Origin of the sequence: Streptomyces sp. NPDC090106 (assembly GCF_044747265.1) — a bacterium.
GTDB lineage: Bacteria > Actinomycetota > Actinomycetes > Streptomycetales > Streptomycetaceae > Streptomyces.
The window spans coordinates 111,782-130,948 of the sequence record NZ_JBIVDS010000002.1 but is presented as its reverse complement, the minus strand read 5'-3'; the positions used below and the strand labels follow the sequence as shown (position 1 = coordinate 130,948).

The 19,167-nt window shown below is 70.6% G+C and carries 17 protein-coding genes and 2 tRNA genes; 11 read left to right on the top strand and 8 right to left on the bottom strand.

Annotated features, from left to right (window positions below):
* Positions 1–77: 77 nt before the first annotated feature.
* Both ACIPSE_RS06025 and ACIPSE_RS06020 read right to left on the bottom strand, forming a co-directional pair.
* A complete protein-coding gene (locus ACIPSE_RS06025) occupies positions 78–809 on the bottom strand; it encodes a decarboxylase (protein WP_401657915.1) in 732 nt (243 codons plus the stop codon).
* The gene (locus tag ACIPSE_RS06020; RefSeq protein WP_401657913.1) at positions 806–1,615 is read right to left on the bottom strand and encodes an aspartate/glutamate racemase family protein; all 810 of its coding nucleotides are present in this window, start codon (positions 1,613–1,615) and stop codon (positions 806–808) included. The genes ACIPSE_RS06025 and ACIPSE_RS06020 overlap by 4 nt, the downstream gene beginning before the upstream one ends.
* 144 nt (positions 1,616–1,759) lie before the next feature.
* On the opposite strand from ACIPSE_RS06020, the gene ACIPSE_RS06015 reads away from it, so the two are divergent.
* Entirely contained in the window at positions 1,760–2,707 is a 948-nt protein-coding gene (locus ACIPSE_RS06015) for a D-2-hydroxyacid dehydrogenase (protein WP_401657911.1), read from the top strand.
* 23 nt (positions 2,708–2,730) lie between these two features.
* A complete protein-coding gene (locus ACIPSE_RS06010; RefSeq protein ID WP_401657909.1) occupies positions 2,731–4,134 on the top strand; it encodes an amidase in 1,404 nt (467 codons plus the stop codon).
* On the opposite strand, the gene ACIPSE_RS06005 is transcribed toward ACIPSE_RS06010, so the two are convergent.
* A complete protein-coding gene (locus tag ACIPSE_RS06005; protein WP_401657907.1) occupies positions 4,115–4,609 on the bottom strand; it encodes a DUF3830 family protein in 495 nt (164 codons plus the stop codon). The genes ACIPSE_RS06010 and ACIPSE_RS06005 overlap by 20 nt on opposite strands.
* Positions 4,610–4,656: 47 nt before the next feature.
* On the opposite strand from ACIPSE_RS06005, the gene ehuB reads away from it, so the two are divergent.
* From ehuB to ACIPSE_RS05975, 6 genes are all read left to right on the top strand, one after another.
* A complete protein-coding gene (ehuB, locus tag ACIPSE_RS06000; protein ID WP_401657905.1) occupies positions 4,657–5,577 on the top strand; it encodes an ectoine/hydroxyectoine ABC transporter substrate-binding protein EhuB in 921 nt (306 codons plus the stop codon).
* Positions 5,577–6,299: an ectoine/hydroxyectoine ABC transporter permease subunit EhuC gene (gene ehuC / locus ACIPSE_RS05995; RefSeq protein ID WP_401657903.1), complete on the top strand. Its 723-nt coding sequence runs from the start codon at positions 5,577–5,579 to the stop codon at positions 6,297–6,299. Before ehuB ends, ehuC begins: the two co-directional genes overlap by 1 nt.
* Complete coding sequence (gene ehuD / locus ACIPSE_RS05990) at positions 6,296–6,946, top strand: ectoine/hydroxyectoine ABC transporter permease subunit EhuD (protein WP_401657901.1); 651 nt, start codon at positions 6,296–6,298, stop codon at positions 6,944–6,946. The genes ehuC and ehuD overlap by 4 nt, the downstream gene beginning before the upstream one ends.
* Positions 6,947–6,965: 19 nt before the next feature.
* On the top strand, positions 6,966–7,727 hold the full coding sequence (gene ehuA / locus ACIPSE_RS05985; RefSeq protein ID WP_401659704.1) for an ectoine/hydroxyectoine ABC transporter ATP-binding protein EhuA: 762 nt from the start codon (positions 6,966–6,968) through the stop codon (positions 7,725–7,727).
* Between the two features lie 184 nt (positions 7,728–7,911).
* The gene (locus ACIPSE_RS05980; protein ID WP_401657899.1) at positions 7,912–8,679 is read left to right on the top strand and encodes an IclR family transcriptional regulator; all 768 of its coding nucleotides are present in this window, start codon (positions 7,912–7,914) and stop codon (positions 8,677–8,679) included.
* Positions 8,680–8,757: 78 nt separating this feature from the next.
* Positions 8,758–8,831: transfer RNA gene (locus ACIPSE_RS05975), tRNA-Lys, on the top strand.
* A 72-nt stretch (positions 8,832–8,903) separates the two neighbouring features.
* On the opposite strand, the gene ACIPSE_RS05970 is transcribed toward ACIPSE_RS05975, so the two are convergent.
* From ACIPSE_RS05970 to ACIPSE_RS05950, 5 genes are all read right to left on the bottom strand, one after another.
* On the bottom strand, positions 8,904–10,544 hold the full coding sequence (locus ACIPSE_RS05970; RefSeq protein WP_401657897.1) for an AMP-binding protein: 1,641 nt from the start codon (positions 10,542–10,544) through the stop codon (positions 8,904–8,906).
* A 58-nt stretch (positions 10,545–10,602) separates the two neighbouring features.
* A complete protein-coding gene (locus ACIPSE_RS05965; RefSeq protein ID WP_401657895.1) occupies positions 10,603–11,067 on the bottom strand; it encodes a hypothetical protein in 465 nt (154 codons plus the stop codon).
* An 86-nt stretch (positions 11,068–11,153) separates the two neighbouring features.
* Positions 11,154–11,759 (bottom strand): lytic polysaccharide monooxygenase, encoded by a 606-nt coding sequence (locus tag ACIPSE_RS05960; protein ID WP_401657893.1) that lies wholly within the window; start codon positions 11,757–11,759, stop codon positions 11,154–11,156.
* A 115-nt stretch (positions 11,760–11,874) separates the two neighbouring features.
* Complete coding sequence (locus ACIPSE_RS05955) at positions 11,875–13,002, bottom strand: SPFH domain-containing protein (RefSeq protein ID WP_401657891.1); 1,128 nt, start codon at positions 13,000–13,002, stop codon at positions 11,875–11,877.
* A 58-nt stretch (positions 13,003–13,060) separates the two neighbouring features.
* On the bottom strand, positions 13,061–14,374 hold the full coding sequence (locus ACIPSE_RS05950; protein ID WP_401657889.1) for a peptidoglycan-binding protein: 1,314 nt from the start codon (positions 14,372–14,374) through the stop codon (positions 13,061–13,063).
* A gap of 177 nt (positions 14,375–14,551) precedes the next feature.
* Here ACIPSE_RS05950 and ACIPSE_RS05945 point away from each other — a divergent pair.
* The 3 genes from ACIPSE_RS05945 (at position 14,552) to ACIPSE_RS05935 (ending at position 19,165) form a co-directional block, all read left to right on the top strand.
* Positions 14,552–14,625 (top strand) — tRNA-Lys (locus ACIPSE_RS05945).
* 599 nt (positions 14,626–15,224) lie between these two features.
* Positions 15,225–17,231: a glycosyltransferase family 2 protein gene (locus tag ACIPSE_RS05940; RefSeq protein ID WP_401657887.1), complete on the top strand. Its 2,007-nt coding sequence runs from the start codon at positions 15,225–15,227 to the stop codon at positions 17,229–17,231.
* Positions 17,228–19,165 carry a galactose oxidase-like domain-containing protein gene (locus ACIPSE_RS05935; protein ID WP_401657885.1) on the top strand — a complete coding sequence of 646 codons (1,938 nt, stop codon included), beginning with the start codon at positions 17,228–17,230 and terminating at the stop codon, positions 19,163–19,165. The genes ACIPSE_RS05940 and ACIPSE_RS05935 overlap by 4 nt, the downstream gene beginning before the upstream one ends.
* The last annotated feature ends 2 nt before the right edge of the window (positions 19,166–19,167 follow it).

Genomic DNA, 19,167 nt, shown 5'->3' with positions numbered 1-19,167 from the left:
GCCGACAGCGGGGGGTCTGGGGGCGCAGCCCCCAGGGTCGGGTCGGGAAGGGGCGGCGGGGGCGAGGAAAAGGCGGGTCAGGCCTGGATGACGGGTTCCTTGGTGAACAGGGCGCCCAGAGTGGGGGCGTTGACCCGGCGGTCGGCGAGGCGCAGGGCCTCCCACGCACTGACCTGGTTCGCGGTGAGGACGGGCTTGCCCAGCGCGTCCTCCAGGGCGGGAATCCACGCGACGGTGTGCAACGCCGTGTCGGGCAGCAGCACCGCCTCCGCGTCGGCGCGGTCGGCCGCCGAGGCGAGGGCGAGGACCTCGGCCCGCGTCCACATCCCCACCTCCGCCGCCGTCACCACCCCCGACGGCGTCACCGAGGCCACCTCCAGCCCGCCCGCCACGAGGAACTCCCTGAACAGCTGCGCCACGTCCTCGGGGTACGTCGCCCCGACCGCCACCCGCCGCACCCCGATCTCCCGCGCCGCGTGCACGAACGCGAAGGAGGTGGAGGAGGCGGGCAGCCCCGCCGCGCGGGCGAGGGCGCGGATCTGCTCGTGGGCGCCGTCCCAGCCGTAGACGAAGCTGCCGCTGGTGCAGGCCCAGACGACGGAGTCGGCACCGGCCATGCGCAGCTCCTCGACACCCGCCGCGAGGCGCTCCGCGGAGCCCATGCGGAGCAGGGCGTCCACGCGGTGCGCGTCCACGCCGATGTCGGTGTGGACGACGTCGACCCGGATGTCACCGCCCAGGAGCTGCTCGATACGTGGATAGTCGTCCTCGGCGGAGTGGCCCGGGTAGAGGAATCCGAGTGCGGTCATGTCCAGCCTTCCTGCTGCTGTCCTTCGTCCGGCAGTACGGGCGGCAGCACCGGCCGCTGGGGGCCGGGGCGTGCCGCCGGATCGACGAGGGCCTGGTACGGCCCCACCGCCCGGGTACCCATCCCGCGCAGCGCCGCCCACATCGTCACCTGGTTGGCCGACAGCACCGGCAGTCTCAGCTCCGCCTCCAGTTGGGGGATCACGTCGTAGGTCGGCAGGTTGGTGCAGCTGATGAAGAGCGCGTCGGCGGCGTCCCGTACGGCCCTGCGGGCCATGACCGCGACCTCGCGGTACGGGACCTTCCAGATGTGCCTGGTCAGGCCCATGTAGGCGCAGCCGGTGACCGTGACGCCCGCCTCGGCGACGTACTCCTCCAGGGCGCGGGTGACGGACACCGTGTACGGCGTGACGAGCGCGACGCGGCGGGCGCCGAGGTCGGCGAGCGCCTCCAGCAGGGCGCCGGAGGTGGTCACGGAGGGGACCGCGCCGGCCCGGGTCATCGCCTCGCACATGGCCCGCTCCCCGGCGATGCCGCCGACGAAACTGCCGGAGGTGCAGGCGTAGGCGACGACCTCGGGGCTGATGGCGTTGAGGGTGCGCACCGCGTCGCCGAGCGTCTCGTGCTCGCTGACGAGCCGGGCCAGGTCGAGGCTGACCTCGACGGGCACGTACGGGGTGCGGGTCAGGTGGAGGGAGACCTCGTCCGGGACCCAGCGCCACAGCTCGCGGTCGAGCGCGAAGTCGAAGGGGGCCACCACTCCCACGCCGCGCTGGGGGCGTGGTCCGCCGAGAAAGGCTACGTCCATGGCAGGCACCGGCCTCACCGTGAGGGACAGCGGGACGACAGGCCGTGCGCGACGACCGTGTTGACGAAGGTAGGTTCGGGTGCGAGCGTGGTCAATCCGCCCATGTCAGACGCCCCGACACCCCTTCGGGAGACCGGCACACCGATGACCGCCCCCACGCTTCTCGTCCTGGACGCCGATCCGCCGCCCCGGCTCGGCCGTCTCACCGGCCGCGTCCGCGTCGAGCACGCGGACGCCTCGACGCTCGCCCAACGGCTGCCGCACGCCGATGTGTTGCTGGTCTGGGACTTCACGTCGCGGGCGGTGCGGGCCGCGTGGCCGGGCGAGGGGCCGCGGCCCCGCTGGGTGCACACCGCGAGCGCGGGTGTCGATCATCTGCTCTCTCCCGAACTCGCCGCCTCCGACACGGTGGTGACCAACGCGCGCGGGATCTTCGACCGGCCCGTCGCCGAGTACGTCGGGGCGCTCGTGCTCGCCATGGCCAAGGACCTGCCCCGCACGCTCGACCTGCAACGGCAGCGGACCTGGCGGCACCGTGAGTCCCGCCGGGTCGCGGGGACGCGGGCCGTGGTCGTCGGCTCGGGGCCCATCGGGCGGGCGATCGCCCGCTCCCTGAAGGCACTTGAGGTGACCGCGGCCGTCGTCGGGCGCACCCCGCGCACCGGTGTGCACGGGCCCGAGGACCTCGACCGGCTGATCGCCCGCGCCGACTGGGTGATCGCCGCGGCCCCGCTCACCGAGCAGACGTACGGCATGTTCGGCGCCCGGCGGTTCGGGGTGATGCAGCCGTCGGCGCGGTTCATCAACATCGGGCGGGGCGGGCTGGTCGACGAGGACGCGCTCGCCGAGGCGTTGCGCAGGAGGTGGATCGCGGGGGCGGCGCTCGACGTCTTCGAGCACGAACCTCTCGGCCCGCAGAGCCCGTTGTGGGATGTGCCGGATCTGATCGTGTCGCCGCACATGAGCGGGGACACGGTGGGCTGGCGGGACGAACTCGGCGCGCAGTTCGTCGAGTTGTACGAGCGGTGGGAGACGGGCAAGCCGCTGCCGAACGTGGTCGACAAGAAGCGTGGATACGTGCCGGGACACTGACCGGCGATGTCGAAGGGGTGTGCATGCCGGACCTCAGCGGACTCACCGCACCGAACGCTCTCACCGAACGCACCGCCGTCCAGCTCGTCGAGGGGTACAGGACGGGCGAGTTCAGCCCCGTCGAGGTGACCGAGGCCGCCCTGGAACGGGCCGAGCGGATCCAGCCCGAGGTGAACGCGTTCGTCCGGCTGACCGGCGAGGAGGCGCTGGCGCGGGCGCGCGCGTCGGAGGACCGGTGGCGGCGCGGTGAGCCGGCGGGGGCGGTGGACGGGGTCCCGGTCACCGTGAAGGACATCCTGCTGATGCGCGGCTCGCCGACCCTGCGGGGCTCGAAGACCGTCGCGGAGGACGGCCGTTGGGACGAGGACGCGCCGTCCGTGGCCCGGCTGCGCGAGCAGGGCGCCGTGTTCCTCGGCAAGACGACGACCCCGGAGTTCGGCTGGAAGGGCGTCACCGACTCACCGCTGTCCGGTGTCACCCGCAACCCGTACGACCTCTCCCGGACGGCCGGGGGGTCCAGCGGCGGCGCGGCGGCGGCCGTGGCGCTCGGCGCGGGGCCGCTGGCGCTGGGCACGGACGGGGGCGGCAGTGTCCGTATCCCGGCCGCGTTCTGCGGGATCTTCGCGCTGAAGCCGACGTACGGCCGGGTCCCGCTGTACCCGGCGAGCGCGTTCGGCACGCTGTCGCACGTCGGGCCGATGACCCGGGACGCGGCGGACGCGGCACTGCTGCTGGACGTCATCGGGCGCCCGGACGCACGGGACTGGTCGGCGCTGGGGCCGGCGGGTCTGTCGTACTCGGAGGCGCTGGGACGGGGGGTGCGGGGGCTGCGGGTGGCGTACTCGCCGTCGCTCGGCGGGCAGGTGGCGGTCCGGCCCGCGGTCGCCGGGGCGGTGCGGCGCGGAGTGGAGCGGCTGGCGGGGCTCGGCGCGTACGTCGAGGAGACCGACCCCGACTTCGCGGACCCGGTGGACGCGTTCCACGCGCTGTGGTTCAGCGGGGCCGCCCGGGTGGCGCAGCGGCTGGGGCCCCACCAGCGGGAGGTGCTCGACCCGGGGCTGCGGGAGATCTGCGGGCTCGGCGCGCGGCTGAGCGCCCTGCAGTATCTCGCCGCCGTCGACGTCCGGATGGATCTGGGGCGCCGGATGGGCCGCTTCCACGAGACCTACGACCTGCTGGTCACGCCGACGCTGCCGGTGACCGCCTTCGAGGCGGGCGCGGAGGTGCCGAAGGGGTCGGGGCTGCGGCGGTGGACGGGCTGGACGCCCTTCACGTACCCGTTCAACCTGACGCAGCAGCCCGCCGCGACCGTGCCGGTGGGCACGGACGGGGACGGGCTGCCGGTCGGTCTCCAGCTCGTGGCCGCCCGGCACCGTGACGATCTGGTGCTGCGGGCGGCGCACGCGCTCATGTCCGCCGGAAGCTGAGCGTCTCCCCCGCCGCCCCGGACCGCCACAGATCGGTGCAGCCCTCGGCCATCTCCTGAAGGCCTTCGACGACCTGCCCCCAGACGATGCCGGGCACCCAGCCGACGTCGCCGTTGAGGAGGAGGTTGTTGCGTTCGTAGAACAGGGCGAGGTCGACGACCGTGGTGCCGGGGCGGACCTCGCGGTCGTAGCCGTAGGAGCCGGCGGCGAGCTGGGTCCCGGAGAAGGAGAAGTAGCAGAGGTCGCCGGGGATGGGGGTGACGGTCGGGTTCTCCAGGGGCGGTTCGGTGGCGGAGAACGGCGGGAAAAGAGCGTAGATCTCGTTGCGGGCGTACTTCGCGTGGTAGACGTCACCGGTCAGCGGGAGCGCGTCCCAGACGATCGCGCAGGTCAGCGGCGCACGGTCCGCCAGCAGCTTCGCCGTACAGCTGATACCCCGCTTGACCAGCGAGACTTCTATGTATCGGTCGGCCATGCCTTCCATGGTGCATACATCGCATCCCCTCGGGTAGCCGCGCCGCCATGGCTCCACCACTTCGGAACGACAGAGGCACAGAACAAGCCGAACCCACGCGTCGAACGCTGCTCGCGGGGGTGGCGGCGCTCGGTGCGCTCGGTGCCGCGGGCTGCTCACGGGTGGCCACGGCCTCCACCACGGACGGCGGTGACCTGCTCGAACGCCTGCGGGCGACGGGTGTCGTACGGCTGGGCATCGCCGGCGAGATCCCGTTCGGCTACATCGACAAGGACGGTGAGCTGACCGGGGAGGCGCCGGAGCTGGCCAAGGCGATCTTCCAGCGGCTCGGGGTCGCGAAGGTGCAGCCCGTCCCGACCGAGTTCGGGTCGCTGATCCCGGGACTGAACTCGCAGCAGTTCGACGTCGTCGCCGCCGGGATGTACGTCAACCCCGAGCGGTGCGAGCAGGTCGTCTTCGCCGACCCCGACTACCAGATGCTCGACTCGTTCATCGTCAGGAAGGGCAACCCGAAGGGGCTGCACGACTACCAGGACGTCGTCGGGAAGAAGGCGAAGTTCGCGACGGGCACCGGGTACGCGGAGATCCAGTACGCCGTCGACGCCGGGTACAAGGAGAGCGACATCCTCATCGTCCCGGACCAGGTCGCGGGGCTGAACGCGGTCGAGGCCGGCCGGGCCGACGTGTTCGCCGGGACGGCGCTGACCACCCGGGAGGTCGTGAAGAAGTCCTCCAAGGCCGAGGCGACCGAGCCCTTCACGCCGCTCGTGGACGGCAAACCCCATGTGGACGGCGGCGCGTTCGCGTTCCGGCCCACCGAGACCAGGCTGCGGGACGCCTTCAACGTGGAGCTGCGGAAGCTGAAGAAGAGCGGCGAACTGTTCCGCATCCTCAGGCCGTTCGGGTTCACGCGGGCCGAGATGACCGATCTCACGGCCGAGGACCTGTGCGCGGGAGGGACCGGCTGATGACCTCAGGACTCTGGGAACTCGTCCTCAAGGGCATATGGACCACCGTCCAGCTCCTCGTCCTCAGCGCGCTGCTGGCGGGGGCGGTCTCATTCGTCGTCGGGATCGCGCGGACGCACCGGCTGTGGATCGTGCGGTTCGTCGCGGGCTTCTACACCGAGGTGTTCCGCGGGACCTCGGCCCTCGTCATGATCTTCTGGGTGTTCTTCGTGCTGCCGCCCGCGTTCGGCTGGCAGCTCGTCCCGCTGTGGGCGGGCACCCTCGCGCTCGGGCTGACGTACGGCGCGTACGGGTCGGAGATCGTGCGCGGGGCGCTGACCGCGGTCGATCCGGCGCAGAAGGAGGGCGGGATCGCGCTCAGCTTCACGCCCTGGCAGCGGATGCGGCTGATCCTGCTGCCGCAGGCCGTGCCGGAGATGATCCCGCCGTTCTCGAACCTGCTGATCGAGCTGCTCAAGGGCACCGCGCTGGTGTCGGTCATGGGCATGGGCGATCTGGCGTTCAGCGGCAACCTCGTGCGGCTCGCGCTCCAGGAGAGCGCCGAGATCTACACGTATCTGCTGCTCATCTACTTCGTGATCGCGTTCCTGCTGACCCGGGTGATGCGCGGGCTGGAGAAGAGGCTCAAGGCGGGCGTCGGGAAGCGGCCCGTGCGCGGGGCCGCGGCGCGTGAGCTCAAGCGCGCCGAGACGACGGGTGTCGGTGGAGGTGCTGTCGCATGACGTGGGACTGGGGAGCGGTCGGCGACTTCATGCCGCAGTTCTGGGACGGTCTGGTGGTCACCCTCCAGGCCCTGGCGCTCGGCTCGGTGATCTCCTTCGTACTGGGCCTGGTGTGGGCACTGCTGATGCGGGCGCCGACCCGGTGGGTGACCTGGCCGGTGGGCGCGGTCACCGAGTTCGTACGCAACACCCCGCTGCTGGTGCAGCTGTTCTTCCTCTTCTACGTGCTGCCCGAGTGGGGGCTGACGTTCTCGGCGCTGACCACCGGCGTCTTCGCGATCGGCCTGCACTACTCGACGTACACGATGCAGGTCTACCGGGCCGGTATCGAGGCGGTGCCCGTCGGCCAGTGGGAGGCCGCGACGGCGCTGAACCTGCCGGTGGCGCGGACCTGGCGGGTGGTGATCCTGCCGCAGGCGATCCGCCGTGTGGTGCCCGCGCTGGGCAACTACGTGATCGCGATGCTCAAGGACACGCCGCTGCTGATGGCGATCACCGTCCTCGACATGCTCGGGCAGGCGCGGCTCTTCTCCCAGGAGCACTTCCAGTTCACCGAGCCGCTGACCGTGATCGGCGTGGCCTTCATCCTCATCTCCTATCTGGCCTCCCTCCTCATGCGAGCCCTGGAGCGACGTCTTGTCCACTGACATCCAGCAGTCCCCCGACATGAACCCCGCCGACAAGCGCTCCGGGGGCGAGCTGATCCGGCTCGAACAGATCTCCAAGCGGTTCGGCGACAACACCGTGCTCGACCATCTCGACTTCTCCGTCGAGGCGGGCAAGCACGTCACCCTCATCGGCCCGTCCGGCTCCGGCAAGACGACGATCCTGCGGCTGCTGATGACCCTGACCAAGCCCGACGAGGGCACGATCACCGTCGACGGGGAGCGGCTCTTCCCGGCGCCGGACAAGCAGGTCAGGGAGATCCGCAAGAAGATCGGGATGGTCTTCCAGCAGTTCAACCTGTTCCCGAACATGCCGGTCCTCAGGAACATCACCGAGGCGCCCGTCACCGTGCTGGGTCTCGGCAAGGACGAGGCGGAGGAGCGGGCGCGCGAGCTGCTGGACCTGGTGGGGCTGGCCGACAAGTGCGACGCCTATCCGGCGCAGCTCTCCGGCGGTCAGCAGCAGCGGGTGGCGATCGCGCGGGCGCTGGCGATGCGGCCTCGGGTGCTGCTCCTGGACGAGGTGACCTCGGCGCTCGACCCGGAGCTGGTGGCGGGCGTGCTGGACCTGCTGCGGGACATCGCGCGCACCACCGACATCACGATGCTCTGCGTGACCCACGAGATGAACTTCGCCCGGGACATCTCGGACCAGGTACTGATGTTCGACTCCGGGCGGATCATCGAGGCGGGTCCGCCGGAGCAGATCTTCAGCGATCCGGCGCAGGACCGCACCCGGGAGTTCCTCAGCGCGGTGCTCTGACCGGCGGACCGGGGTGCTGGCTCATTCCTCTGGCATATGCCAGCGGGTCAGCACCCCTGCTGAGGGGGATGGAATCTCGTCAACAGCCCCTCACTTGAGCCTTCTTGCCCGTTATCGTGGTAGGGATCGCTGTCCGGATCACGGCCCAACTGCAGAGCAACAGAGCGAGCCAGGGGGACACACCGTGGCGCTGAAGCACGAGCCGACCGAGCCGACCGCGCCGCACCACTCGGCCCAGGACGCGCTGCGCGTCCTGGAGATCGTGGCGCGGCACAGCACCGGAGTCACCGCCGCACAGCTCGCCCGGCAGGCCGGCATCGACCCGGAGCGGCTGACCACCCTCCTGCGGATGCTGCGCCGCGAGGGCTACGTCGAGCAGATCGCCGACGGCGCGTACGTCACGGGCGAGGCGCTCAGCCGCCTCGGTTCCGCCCACGACCGCGACCGCGCCCTGCGCGAGACGCTCCAGCGCACCCTGGACCGGCTGCGGGACTCGGTCGGCGCGGCCGTCTATCTCAGCCGGTACGTCGACGGCGAGATCAGCATCGCCCAGTACGCCGACGGGCCCGCGACCCCGGTGGTCAACGAGTGGGTCGACTTCCGCTACTCCGCCCACGCGACGGCGATCGGCAAGAGCCTGCTGGGGCAGCTCGACCACAACAGCCGGCGCGACCACCTCTCCCGGCACAAGCTGGCCCGGCTCACCTCGCGCACCATCACCAGCGACAAGCTGCTGCTGTCCCGCCTGGAGTCCCAGCCGCCCACGGTCCCCCACCTCGACCTCCAGGAGTACGCGGTCGGCACGGTCTGCGCGGCCGTCCCCATCACCGCCGGCTCCTCCGTGGGCTGCCTCGCCCTCTCCCTGCCGGTCGAGCACGCCCACCGGCTCCGCGAGGCCGCCGACGCGCTGAACAGGAACGCGGCCCCGGTCCTCCTCGGCCTCACCATCTGATCTTGGTCAAAACCACCCTCGCGGACCGGGTAGTATTTTCTCTGTCGCCGACCGCGCAAGCGAGAACGGCGAGAGTCTGCGCCGCTAGCTCAGTTGGTTAGAGCAGCTGACTCTTAATCAGCGGGTCCGGGGTTCGAGTCCCTGGCGGCGCACTTCAGAGGGGCCACTCGTGGGAGCGAGAGGCCCCTCGAACTTTTTCCCTGTCTTCCGGGCGCCATCGAGGGCTATCCCCTTTTCCTGACGCGAGCCATCGGCCTCTCGAACTCCTCGCGGTCCTCGGCCGTCAGTCTGCGGTACGTCGTTTCGCCCGGAGGGCGCCACCAGGTGGGGTCCTGGGTGGTGAGGCCCTCCTGGCGCAGGCGGGCCCGGTGGATCTTGTTGGTGGCCGTGACCGGCATGCGGTCGAGGACCCGGACGAACCGGGGGGCCATCTTCGTGCCCAGGTCGGGCTGGGCGAGGAGGAACTCGGCGAAGCCGAGGGGGTCGAAGCTGCCCGCGAGGGCGGCCATGACCTGGTCGCCGGTCACGGGATCGGGCACCGCATAGACGGCGACGGCGTCGGCCCCGTCGTACCGGGCGAGGATGTTCTCGATCATCGCGGCGGCCAGGTTCTCGCTGTCGACGCGGATGCGGTCGTCCGTGCGGCCCGCGAAATAGAGGTAGCCCTCCGCGTCCTGGCAGAACAGGTCACCCGTCCAGTACCAGCCTCCCCATCGCCGCCGCTCCGCCTCCGCCTCCTCGTTGCGCCAGTACCCCTCGAAGGGGTTCGCCCCCTGGTTGACCAGTTCCCCGATCGCCTCGTCCCCGTTCAGCAGCCGCCCCGCCCCGTCGAACACGGCGGACGGGCACCGCTCGCCCGTCGAGGGGTCGAGGACGACGAGCCCGGGCCCCGCCCGTCCCACCGCCCCCTCGGGCGTCCCCGGCGACCACTGCACCGCCGCCCCGCCCTCCGAGGACCCGTACCCCTCCACCAGCCGCACCCCGAACCGCCGCCGGAACGCCGCCGCGTCCACCGCCCCCGCCTCGGTGCCGAACCCGACGCGCAGCGGATGGTCCCGGTCGTCGGGCCGCGCCTCCGTCGCCAGCAGGTACTGCACGGCCCGCCCCACGTACGTGAAGTACGTCGCCCGGTAGCGCCGCACGTCGGCGAGGAACCCGGAGGCCGAGAAGCGGCGCCGCAGCGCCACCCCCGCCCCGGCGGCGAGCGCGGGCGCCCAGTCGGCGATCACGGCGTTGCCGTGGAACATCGGCATGCACACGTAGTGGACGTCGTCCGGCCCCACGTCGAACTGCCGGGCCAGCGCGTACCCGGCCGCGGCCAGCCGCCCCTGGGTGCAGATCGCCGCCTTGGGCGCGCCCGTGGAACCCGAGGTGAAGTAGAGGAGCAGCCGGTCGTCCGGACCGGCCCCGGCGGGCTCGGGCCGCGCGTCCGCGCAGGGGGCGAGGAGCGCGTCGTACTCCTCGGTGTCCGTGACGAGCAGGCGTACGCCGGGCAGGTCCAGGCCCCTCAGGAGCGGGAGGTGGGCCCGCTCGGTGACGAGGACCCGGCATTCGGTGTGCAGGATGTCGCGGGCCAGTTCGGCGCCCCGGCGGGTGGGGTTGATCCCGGCGACCGCGGACCGGGCCAGGGCGGCGGCGCTCAACCACAGCGGGAACTCGGGTGTGTTGTCGAGGAGTACGCCGACATGGGCGCGCGGCGGGGCCAGTTCGGCGAGCAGCGCCGCACGGGCCGCCGCGCCCGCCGCCGTCTCGTGGTGGGTGAGGGTCCGATCCTCGCACCACAGGCCCGGCCGGTGGTCGCCCCACCGGTCGGCGACGAGTTCGGCCACCGTGCGCCTGTCCGGGACCGTGCCCTTGGACTCCATGGCGGGGCACGGTAGTTGATGGACCGTCAGATGTGGAGCCCCGCGGCGGACGGGGCCCCTAGTAGCCGCCGATGTCCGACGTCTCGAAGACGATCGTGTACTGGACCATGAAGGCGACGCAGAACGCCGCGGCCACCCCGAGGAAGACCAGGAGGCCGATCGTGGAGGCGGCGAGCCCCGCCCGCGCCGGCGCCTTCGCGGTGGCGACGACGTCGGCGCCCTCGGCGTAGTGGACGGTGACGAAGTCGCCCTCGACGACGGTGCCGGGACCGTCCTCCTCCTCGAAGCGGACGCTGCGGCCGTCGCGGGCGGTGAACTCGTAGACGTGGTGCAGGGCGGTACGCACCCGGGTGTCGCCGGAGCCGCCGTGCACGGTCGTGTAGACCCGCAGACAGCGCCCTTCGGCGGTCAGCCCGCTGTTCCAGGCGCGGCGGAGCCGGAGCGACCGGCGCAGCACGCGGTAGGCGCCGAAGAGGATCACGGCCAGCATCAGGCCGGGCACCAGATAGAAGAAGACGTCCATGAAGCTTCCCCCGAGGTCAGGCACCGGTCGCTCGACCGGTGTGGGGAACCTACCCCCGGGGGAAGCGGCCTTGTCTCAAGCGATGCTCAGAACGTGACGTCCGAGCAGGCGTAGAACGCGTTGGTGGTGTCCGCGACCGTCCACACGGCGACGATCACGTGGTGGCCGCTGAGTCCGGACGGCAGGGTGCCGCTGTGGGAGAGCGTGGACGGCGGTCGCTGGTTGTTGTACGGGACGGTGAGGAACGGGGTGAGGTTGAGGTCGGAGCGGGCCAGGTTGTGGTTCTGGTTCCAGCCCGCCTTGGTCACGTAGTACTTGAAGTCGGTCGTCGCGTGCATGGCGGTGAACTGCCAGCGGAAGGTGTAGCTCTGACCGCCGGTCACCTTCGTCGTCGGCCAGGCGGCGCCGGACGGGGTCGTGGGCGCGCTGAGCTGGCTGAACCTGCTGACACCGCCGTTGCATATCGACCCGTCGGCCGGCCCGGCGGAGGGGAAGCCCTTGAGGCCCTCGACGCTCTGCGGTTCCCACTGGATGTCGCCGCAGTTGGTCACGGTGCCGTTCTGGCAGAGCTTCTGACGACTGATCGGAAGGTCGGTGTAGCCGTGGCCGCTGGCCCCGCCGGACGAGAGCACGAGCGCTCCCGCCGTACCGAGGCCGAGCGCCGCGGCGTACCACTTGGTCTTTTTGCGCATGCTGCCGCTCCCTGTCGAACGTGGGGGAAGTGCATGAGGAGTGCAGGTCTAGACCAAGTCCCAAGGTATTGCCGCCGCTTGGCTGTGTCCATATCAAAAACGGGGTCCGTACCCGTCAGGGAGCCTGTTCGCCGCGGCTCGAGCAGAACGCGACCGTCAGATCCTTGACCAGGGCCTTGCGCTCGTAGTCGTCCAGCTCCACCAGGCCCCGCATGGTCAGCCGGGTCACCGTGTCCTCCACGGAGTCCACCACCGACGTCAGCACGCTCGCCCGGTGCTGGGCGTCCAGCGCGGCGATCCGGCGGCGGTGCATCGCGGCGGCGACCTCGGGCGCGTACTCCACCCGCACCGGCTGCACCGAGAACACCTCCAGGCCCACCGGCGCCGCGTCCGCCGCGACCACCCGGGTCAGCGCGTCGGTCGCCGCGTCCACGGACGCTTTCGGGGAGCCGGGCTGTTCGACCGGCACCCGGACCAGCGCCGCCTCCACGCACTCGCGCAGATACGTCTCGTGGTCCTCGACCCCGAGCGTGGCCCGCGCGGTGTCCCGCACCCGCCACACCACCAGCGCGACCACCCGCAGCGCGACCCCGCTGCCGTCGGCGGCGGCCATCGGCTCGCTGCGCCAGTGCCGCAGCCGTACGTCCACGCGGCGCCGCAGCAGCAGCGGGTTGACCCACATCAGGCCGGTACGGCGGACCGTGCCCCGGTAGCGGCCGAACAGGCCCAGCACCCAGGCGCGTCCGGTCCGCCCGCGGGCGAGACCGCCGAAGCCGAACAGGCCGAGGGCGCCCGCCCCGGCGTACGCCGCCCACTGCGCGACGCCGAGCCCGGCGCCCGCCTGGGCCGGCAGCGCGAGCGCCTCCACGGCGAGCGGCGGAAGGGTGCCCGCCCACCAGGACGTGACCGCGCACCCGGCGACGCCACAGGCACCGGCGAGCACGCCCGCCGCGCCCGGCAGCACCCTGGCGGGGCGCTCGGCCAGCTCCGGGTCGACCTGCGGGGCGGGGCGCGGCCGGGACGCCGCCGCCGGTCTGCGCAGCCTCGGCTGCTCGCCGGTGCCCTGCCGGCGCCCCACGACCGCGGGGCTCAGCGGCACGGCGCCGGTCTCCGGGTCGTCGCGGAACAGCAGGTGGACCGGGATCTCGGTGGTCGCCTCGTTCTGGATGAGGCGGACGGACCGGGGCGCCGGTCCCTCGGACTCCGGGGTGGGTGGGGTGGGTGGTGTGGTCGTGGTGCTCATGGGTGCCTCCAGCCTCCGCGCCAGAAACGTGATGCCAGTGGGTGTCGATGGACAAGGGCTAGGCGAACAGGCGTCGCCAGGTCTCCGGGCCCGGGTAGCCGTCGGCCGCGCCGCCGCGCCAGCCCTGGGTGCGCTGGAACGCCTCGACGGCCCTGCGGTCCGCCTCGCCCCAGCGGGGTCCGGGGCCGGAGGAGTAGTACCGGCCGAACCCCTTCTTCACCAGCTGCCTGCCGAGCTGGGTGACGTACGTGTTGTCGGCGCCGGGCCGGAACATCGACCGGCCCGGGTAGCCGGGAACGCCGTTGGAGGAGGGGGACGAGGGCGCCGAGGGCGAGGACGGTGCCGGGGGGCCGGCCGCCCCGGTCCTGATGTCCTTGCCCTTCCCCGTGGCCAGCAGCATCCAGGTCTCCGGACCCGGCAGCCCGTCCGCGTCCCGGCCCCGCCACCCCTGGGCCTGCTGGAACGCCTGGGTGGCCCGCCGGTCGGCGTCGGTCCAGCGGGGACCGGGACCCGAGGTGTAGAAGCGGGCGGCACCCCGCTCGACGAGCATCCGGCCGAGCGCGGTGACGTGCTTGTTGTTGGCGCCGGGACCGAAGTAGGCGAGGCCCGGGAAGGGGGTGGCCGTCGTCGGTTCGCTCGGCTTGTCGCTGCCGGACGCGCCCGCCGCCAGCCCTTTGTAGCGGTAGGCGGCATAGCGGTCCGAGTGGCTCCAGTAGGCGTACGGGGTGGACTGCTTGCGGGCGCGCGGGCGGGTCTCCTCGTAGGCCACGTAGTAGGTGTGCGTGTAGTCGGTCCAGCCGCCGAAGATGACGACGTGCGAGCCCTTCTCGGGGTCGGCCGGATTGTGGAAGAGAAGGATGTCGCCGGGCTGGAGGTCGTCCTTGGCGATCCGCACGCCGTACTGGTCGAGGCTCCCGGTCCATTCGTTGCCCGGCAGGTTCCAGGCCATCGACACGAACCCCGAGCAGTCCTGGCGGTAACCGTCGGACCAGTACTGGGTCATGCTGTACGGCACCTGCGCGGCGACCCACGTCTTGGCCCGCTTGATGATCTCGGCGCGGGTCGTGGCGGGCGCCTTCACCACGGCCGGCTTCCCGCCGGGGCCGTGCAGCGGGGCGGTGCCGCCCTGGGGGGTGTCGGGCTCGTCGGCCGCGGGGAGGCCCGGGCGGTCGGGGGCGTGGGGGGCGGCGACGGCGGGGGCGGTGTGGCCGACGCCGAGTGCGGTGGAGGCGGCTGCGGCGAGGATCATCGCGCGGTGGGCGGCGGGGTGGCGGTCGGTGCGGGAGTGCGGGAGGACGCGCCGCCAGTGGACGCATCCGGGGCAGTCGCAATCGCTCGCGGGATCGAATTCCTCGAATACCGGAGTCTCCATGCGATTCCCCTCACACTCCAGGTGGAAATGTCCGCGGCTGTACACATTCGTCAGTTTCTCAACTGTCTTCCGGACGCGCATGTTGACGGTCCGAATGATGTACGGCACCCCGCCCCGCCCCAGGTCACCCGGTCCGGACCACCCCACCGGGTCCGGTAGAGTTCTCCACGTCAGCAGGCGCCGCTAGCTCAGTTGGTTAGAGCAGCTGACTCTTAATCAGCGGGTCCGGGGTTCGAGTCCCTGGCGGCGCACCGACAGTCGAAGGCCCTCCGTGAGAACGGAGGGCCTTCGGTGTTTGGGGGCAGTGGCGGGGAAGTGGGGGCATTCGTCCGTTCAGCCGGATAGCCTCAACCGATGGCAGCACCGAGCGAGCGTTTCGCGCCATCCCGCACCGAGGCCGGCCGACGCGCAGCCGAGCGAGGCGCCGAGGGCGTTCCGGGGCGTCGTCCGTCGGGAGCACTTCGGCAACATCCCTGCCCGGTTGTCCACAACAGCTCCGCATGTCCCCCACAGGGGCCACAATGAACGCGTATGACCGGTAAACACCGCGTTTCGCATCTTGCGATCATGCTGGACACCGTAGAAACCTGTTTTTCAAGATGCTGCGGATTCGCGGCACTTGGGGGGCAAGGAACCGGTTGCCGGTACTGGCGGGGATAGGGGGCCCCGTCCACAGGGAGATGCCGAGGGGGGCATCATGCAACCGGAAGGTCGCGTTTCCATGTCTATTGGAGTGCAGGATGTGGTGACCGCGGCCCACCACTGATACGTCTGGTGAAGGTCGAGGGGGACCTGAGCAGACGTAAGGAACCGACTGACACGCGCTCGTGCGCGTGTGGGGGGATGACTCATGACGTCGACGCCGACGGGCGCCCGGCAGAACTACGACCCGTCTCAGACCACCCAGCTCAGGGTGCCTGCGCAGACCCGGACCGGCGCCTTCCGCCGGATAAAGACGACGCTGCCGAAATACGACTACGAGCACTACAGCCGGCTTGCAGGTCCCCTCACCCAGCCCGACCCGAACAAGCCGTACAAGGTCCAGTACCGCTCACTGATCTCGCAGGAACCGCACCGGATAAGAGTCGCGCTGATGCTGGCCGCGGCCCCCGTGCTCTCCCTGGTGCTGCTGTTCTGGCTGCTCCAGCCCGAGCACTGGACCGAGCGGGACTACGTGGACTTCGCGTGGCTGCCCGCCCTCGACATCGTGATGCTCGTCTCGATCGGCCTGATCGAGTTCTTCCGCTGCATGAACGTCTTGTCGAACGCGCACGCGACCCTGGTCGCCCGCGACCCGATCCCGGTCGTGCCCGAGACCGGCACGAGAGTGGCCTTCCTCACCTCGTTCGTCCCCGGCAAGGAACCGCTGGAGATGGTGACCCGGACCCTGGAGGCGGCCGTCAAGCTGCGCCACCGGGGCCTGATGCACGTCTGGCTCCTCGACGAGGGCGACGACCCCGAGGTCAAGGAGGTGTGCGCCCGGCTCGGCGTCCGCCACTTCTCCCGCAAGGGGGTCGAGAAGTGGAACCAGGCCAAGGGCCCGCACCGCGCCAAGACCAAGCACGGCAACTACAACGCCTGGCTCGACGCGCACGGCGACGACTACGACTTCTTCGCCTCCGTCGACACCGACCACGTGCCGCTGCCCAACTACCTGGAGCGGATGCTCGGCTTCTTCCGCGACCCGGACGTCGGCTTCGTGATCGGCCCGCAGGTCTACGGCAACTACGACAACTTCGTCACCAAGGCCGCCGAGTCGCAGCAGTTCCTCTTCCACGCCCTCATCCAGCGCGCGGGCAACTACTACGGCGCCCCGATGTTCGTGGGTACGTCGAACGCCGTACGGATCCGGGCGCTCAAGCAGATCGGCGGTCTGTACGACTCGATCACCGAGGACATGGCGACCGGCTTCGAGATCCACCGGCACAAGAACCCGGCGACGGGCCGGAAGTGGCGCTCGGTGTACACACCGGACGTGCTCGCCGTCGGTGAGGGACCCAGCGCCTGGACGGACTTCTTCACCCAGCAGATGCGCTGGTCGCGCGGCACGTACGAGACGATCCTCAAGCAGTACTGGAAGGGCTGGTACTCCCTGCCTCCGGGCAAGCTCTTCAACTACACGATGATGATCATCTTCTACCCGATGTCCGCCCTCAACTGGATCCTCGCCGCGATCAGTTGCGCGCTCTTCCTGGGTCTGGGCGCGTCCGGTGTGAACATCGACCCCACCGTGTGGCTGATGCTCTACGGCAACGCCTCCGCACTCCAGATCGGCCTGTACATCTGGAACCGCCGCCACAACGTGTCGCCGCACGAGCCGGAGGGCTCCGGCGGTGTGGCCGGCATGGTGATGTCCGCACTGTCCGCGCCGCTGTACGCGAAGGCGCTGGTCGACTCGGCGCTGCGCCGCAAGAGCAAGTTCGTGGTGACACCCAAGGGCGACTCCGCGAGCCCGGACCGCTGGTTCGCCACCTTCCGCTACCACTGGTACTTCATCGCGATCTTCGGCGCCTCGATCGGGGCGGGCGTCGTCTACGGGCACTCGCACCCCGCGATGATCATCTGGGCGACCTTCGCCATGCTGATCACCGCGACCCCGATCTTCGTGTGGCGCCACATGCTGCGCCAGGAGCGCAAGCGGCCCGCGGCCCCGGCCGAGCCCGCCGCCCCGGCCCCGCAGCAGCACCAGCAGTACGCCACGCAGCAGCAGTACGCGTCGCAGCCGCTGCCCGCCCAGCACACCCCGGCGCAGAAGCCGGCCTGGGCGGCCTCGCAGCAGACGTCGCAGCAGGACGCCGCGGGCAACGACCAGACCATGCAGATCGCCCTTGGTGGACTTGGGGGACGTAAGGAATGAACGACCAGGCTGGACGCCGCCGCGCCCGTCGCCTCGCGATAGGCGCGGTGGTGGTACTCGCACTGGCCGGGATGAACGGGCCGTGGCTGTATCGCGTCGGCACCGAGAAATACCACCAGTACCAGATCAACAGACCGGAGTACAAAGCCGAGAACGGCAAGTGGGAAGTCGTCGAGTTCCCCGAGGAGTTCCGGCAGAACACCATTCACGCGGCGCTGCTGCACACCGGCAAGGTGCTGCTCGTCGCGGGCTCCGGCAACAACCAGGACAACTTCGACGCCAAGAAGTTCGACACCCGCATCTGGGACCCGGTCAAGGGCACCATCAAGAAGGTGCCCACGCCCAGCGACCTGTTCTGCACGGGCCACACGCAGCTGTCCAACGGCAACCTGCTGATCGCCGGCGGCACCAAGCGGTACGAGAAGCTGGAGGGGGACGTCACCAAGGCCGGCGGCCTGATGATCGTCCACAACGAGAACCCGGACAAGCCGATCACGCTGCCCGCGGGCACGAAGTTCACCGGCAAGGAGAACGGCCGGACGTTCGTGTCGAAGGACTCGATCATCGTGCCGCGCGCGGAGAAGAACTTCGACAAGGCGACGGGCGAGTTCCTGGGCAACACCCCGGGGATCTACCGGGTGTACGTCGAGGCCCAGAAGAAGGGCCGCAAGTACGAGACCGGCACCCAGGACAACTACCGCATCCAGGGGCTGACCGGCACCGACGCCCGCAACACCTACGGCATCGCGCAGAAGCTCGCCCTCGACAAGAAGGACTTCCAGGGCATCCGGGACGCCTACGAGTTCGACCCGGTGGCCGAGAGGTACATCAAGGTCGACCCGATGAACGAGGCCCGCTGGTACCCGACGCTCACCACCCTGAGCGACGGCAAGGTGCTCAGCGTCTCCGGTCTCGACGACATCGGGCAGCTCGTCCCCGGCAAGAACGAGGTGTTCGACCCGAAGACCCGGACCTGGGCCTACACGGCGAAGACGCGGCAGTTCCCGACCTATCCCGCGCTGTTCCTCATGCAGAACGGCAAGGTCTTCTACTCGGGGTCGAACGCGGGCTACGGACCGGACAACGTCGGCCGTGACCCGGGCATCTGGGACGTGGGCACCAACAAGTTCACCAAGCTCCAGGGGCTCAGCGACCCCAAGCTGATGGAGACCTCCGGGACGGTGCTGCTGCCGCCCGCGCAGGACGAGAAGTACATGGTGATCGGCGGCGGCGGGGTCGGCGAGTCCGCCCGGTCGAGCAACAAGACACGGATCATCGACCTGAAGGCGGACGACCCGGAGTTCGTGGACGGGCCGACGCTGGAGAAGGGCACCCGCTACCCGAGTTCCTCGATCCTCCCCGACGACAGCGTGCTGGTGTCGGGCGGTTCGGAGGACTACCGCGGACGCGGCGACTCCAACATCCTCCAGGCCCGGCTCTACCACCCGGACTCCAACACCTTCGAGCAGGTCGCCGACCCGCTGGTGGGCCGCAACTACCACTCCGGGTCGATCCTGCTGCCCGACGGCCGGGTGATGTTCTTCGGCTCCGACTCGCTCTACAGCGACAAGGCCAACACCAAGCCGGGCGAGTTCGAGCAGCGCATCGAGATCTACACGCCGCCGTATCTCTACCGGGACTCGCGGCCGTCGCTGTCGGGCGGCCCGCAGACCATCGGGCGGGGCGAGTCGGGAACGTTCACCTCGCAGCACGCCTCGTCGATCAAGAAGGTGCGGCTGATCCGGCCGAGCGCCGCCACCCATGTCACGGACGTCGACCAGCGGTCCGTCGCGCTGGACTTCAAGGTGTCCGGCGACAAGATCACGGTGACGGTGCCGAAGGGCAAGAACCTCGTCCAGTCGGGCTGGTACATGCTCTTCGTCGACGACGACCAGGGCACCCCCAGCAAGGCCCAGTGGGTCAAGGTGCCGTGAGC

Excerpts from the sequence above, each read along its gene's own strand:
- ACIPSE_RS06025 (WP_401657915.1), bottom strand. The coding sequence starts at position 809 with ATGACCGCACTCGGATTCCTCTACCCGGGCCACTCCGCCGAGGACGAC.
- ACIPSE_RS06020 (WP_401657913.1), bottom strand. The coding sequence starts at position 1,615 with ATGGACGTAGCCTTTCTCGGCGGACCACGCCCCCAGCGCGGCGTGGGA.
- ACIPSE_RS06015 (WP_401657911.1), top strand. The coding sequence starts at position 1,760 with ATGACCGCCCCCACGCTTCTCGTCCTGGACGCCGATCCGCCGCCCCGG.
- ACIPSE_RS06010 (WP_401657909.1), top strand. The coding sequence starts at position 2,731 with ATGCCGGACCTCAGCGGACTCACCGCACCGAACGCTCTCACCGAACGC.
- ACIPSE_RS06005 (WP_401657907.1), bottom strand. The coding sequence starts at position 4,609 with ATGGCCGACCGATACATAGAAGTCTCGCTGGTCAAGCGGGGTATCAGC.
- ehuB (WP_401657905.1), top strand. The coding sequence starts at position 4,657 with ATGGCTCCACCACTTCGGAACGACAGAGGCACAGAACAAGCCGAACCC.
- ehuC (WP_401657903.1), top strand. The coding sequence starts at position 5,577 with ATGACCTCAGGACTCTGGGAACTCGTCCTCAAGGGCATATGGACCACC.
- ehuD (WP_401657901.1), top strand. The coding sequence starts at position 6,296 with ATGACGTGGGACTGGGGAGCGGTCGGCGACTTCATGCCGCAGTTCTGG.
- ehuA (WP_401659704.1), top strand. The coding sequence starts at position 6,966 with ATGAACCCCGCCGACAAGCGCTCCGGGGGCGAGCTGATCCGGCTCGAA.
- ACIPSE_RS05970 (WP_401657897.1), bottom strand. The coding sequence starts at position 10,544 with ATGGAGTCCAAGGGCACGGTCCCGGACAGGCGCACGGTGGCCGAACTC.
- ACIPSE_RS05965 (WP_401657895.1), bottom strand. The coding sequence starts at position 11,067 with ATGGACGTCTTCTTCTATCTGGTGCCCGGCCTGATGCTGGCCGTGATC.
- ACIPSE_RS05960 (WP_401657893.1), bottom strand. The coding sequence starts at position 11,759 with ATGCGCAAAAAGACCAAGTGGTACGCCGCGGCGCTCGGCCTCGGTACG.
- ACIPSE_RS05955 (WP_401657891.1), bottom strand. The coding sequence starts at position 13,002 with ATGAGCACCACGACCACACCACCCACCCCACCCACCCCGGAGTCCGAG.
- ACIPSE_RS05950 (WP_401657889.1), bottom strand. The coding sequence starts at position 14,374 with ATGGAGACTCCGGTATTCGAGGAATTCGATCCCGCGAGCGATTGCGAC.
- ACIPSE_RS05940 (WP_401657887.1), top strand. The coding sequence starts at position 15,225 with ATGACGTCGACGCCGACGGGCGCCCGGCAGAACTACGACCCGTCTCAG.
- ACIPSE_RS05935 (WP_401657885.1), top strand. The coding sequence starts at position 17,228 with ATGAACGACCAGGCTGGACGCCGCCGCGCCCGTCGCCTCGCGATAGGC.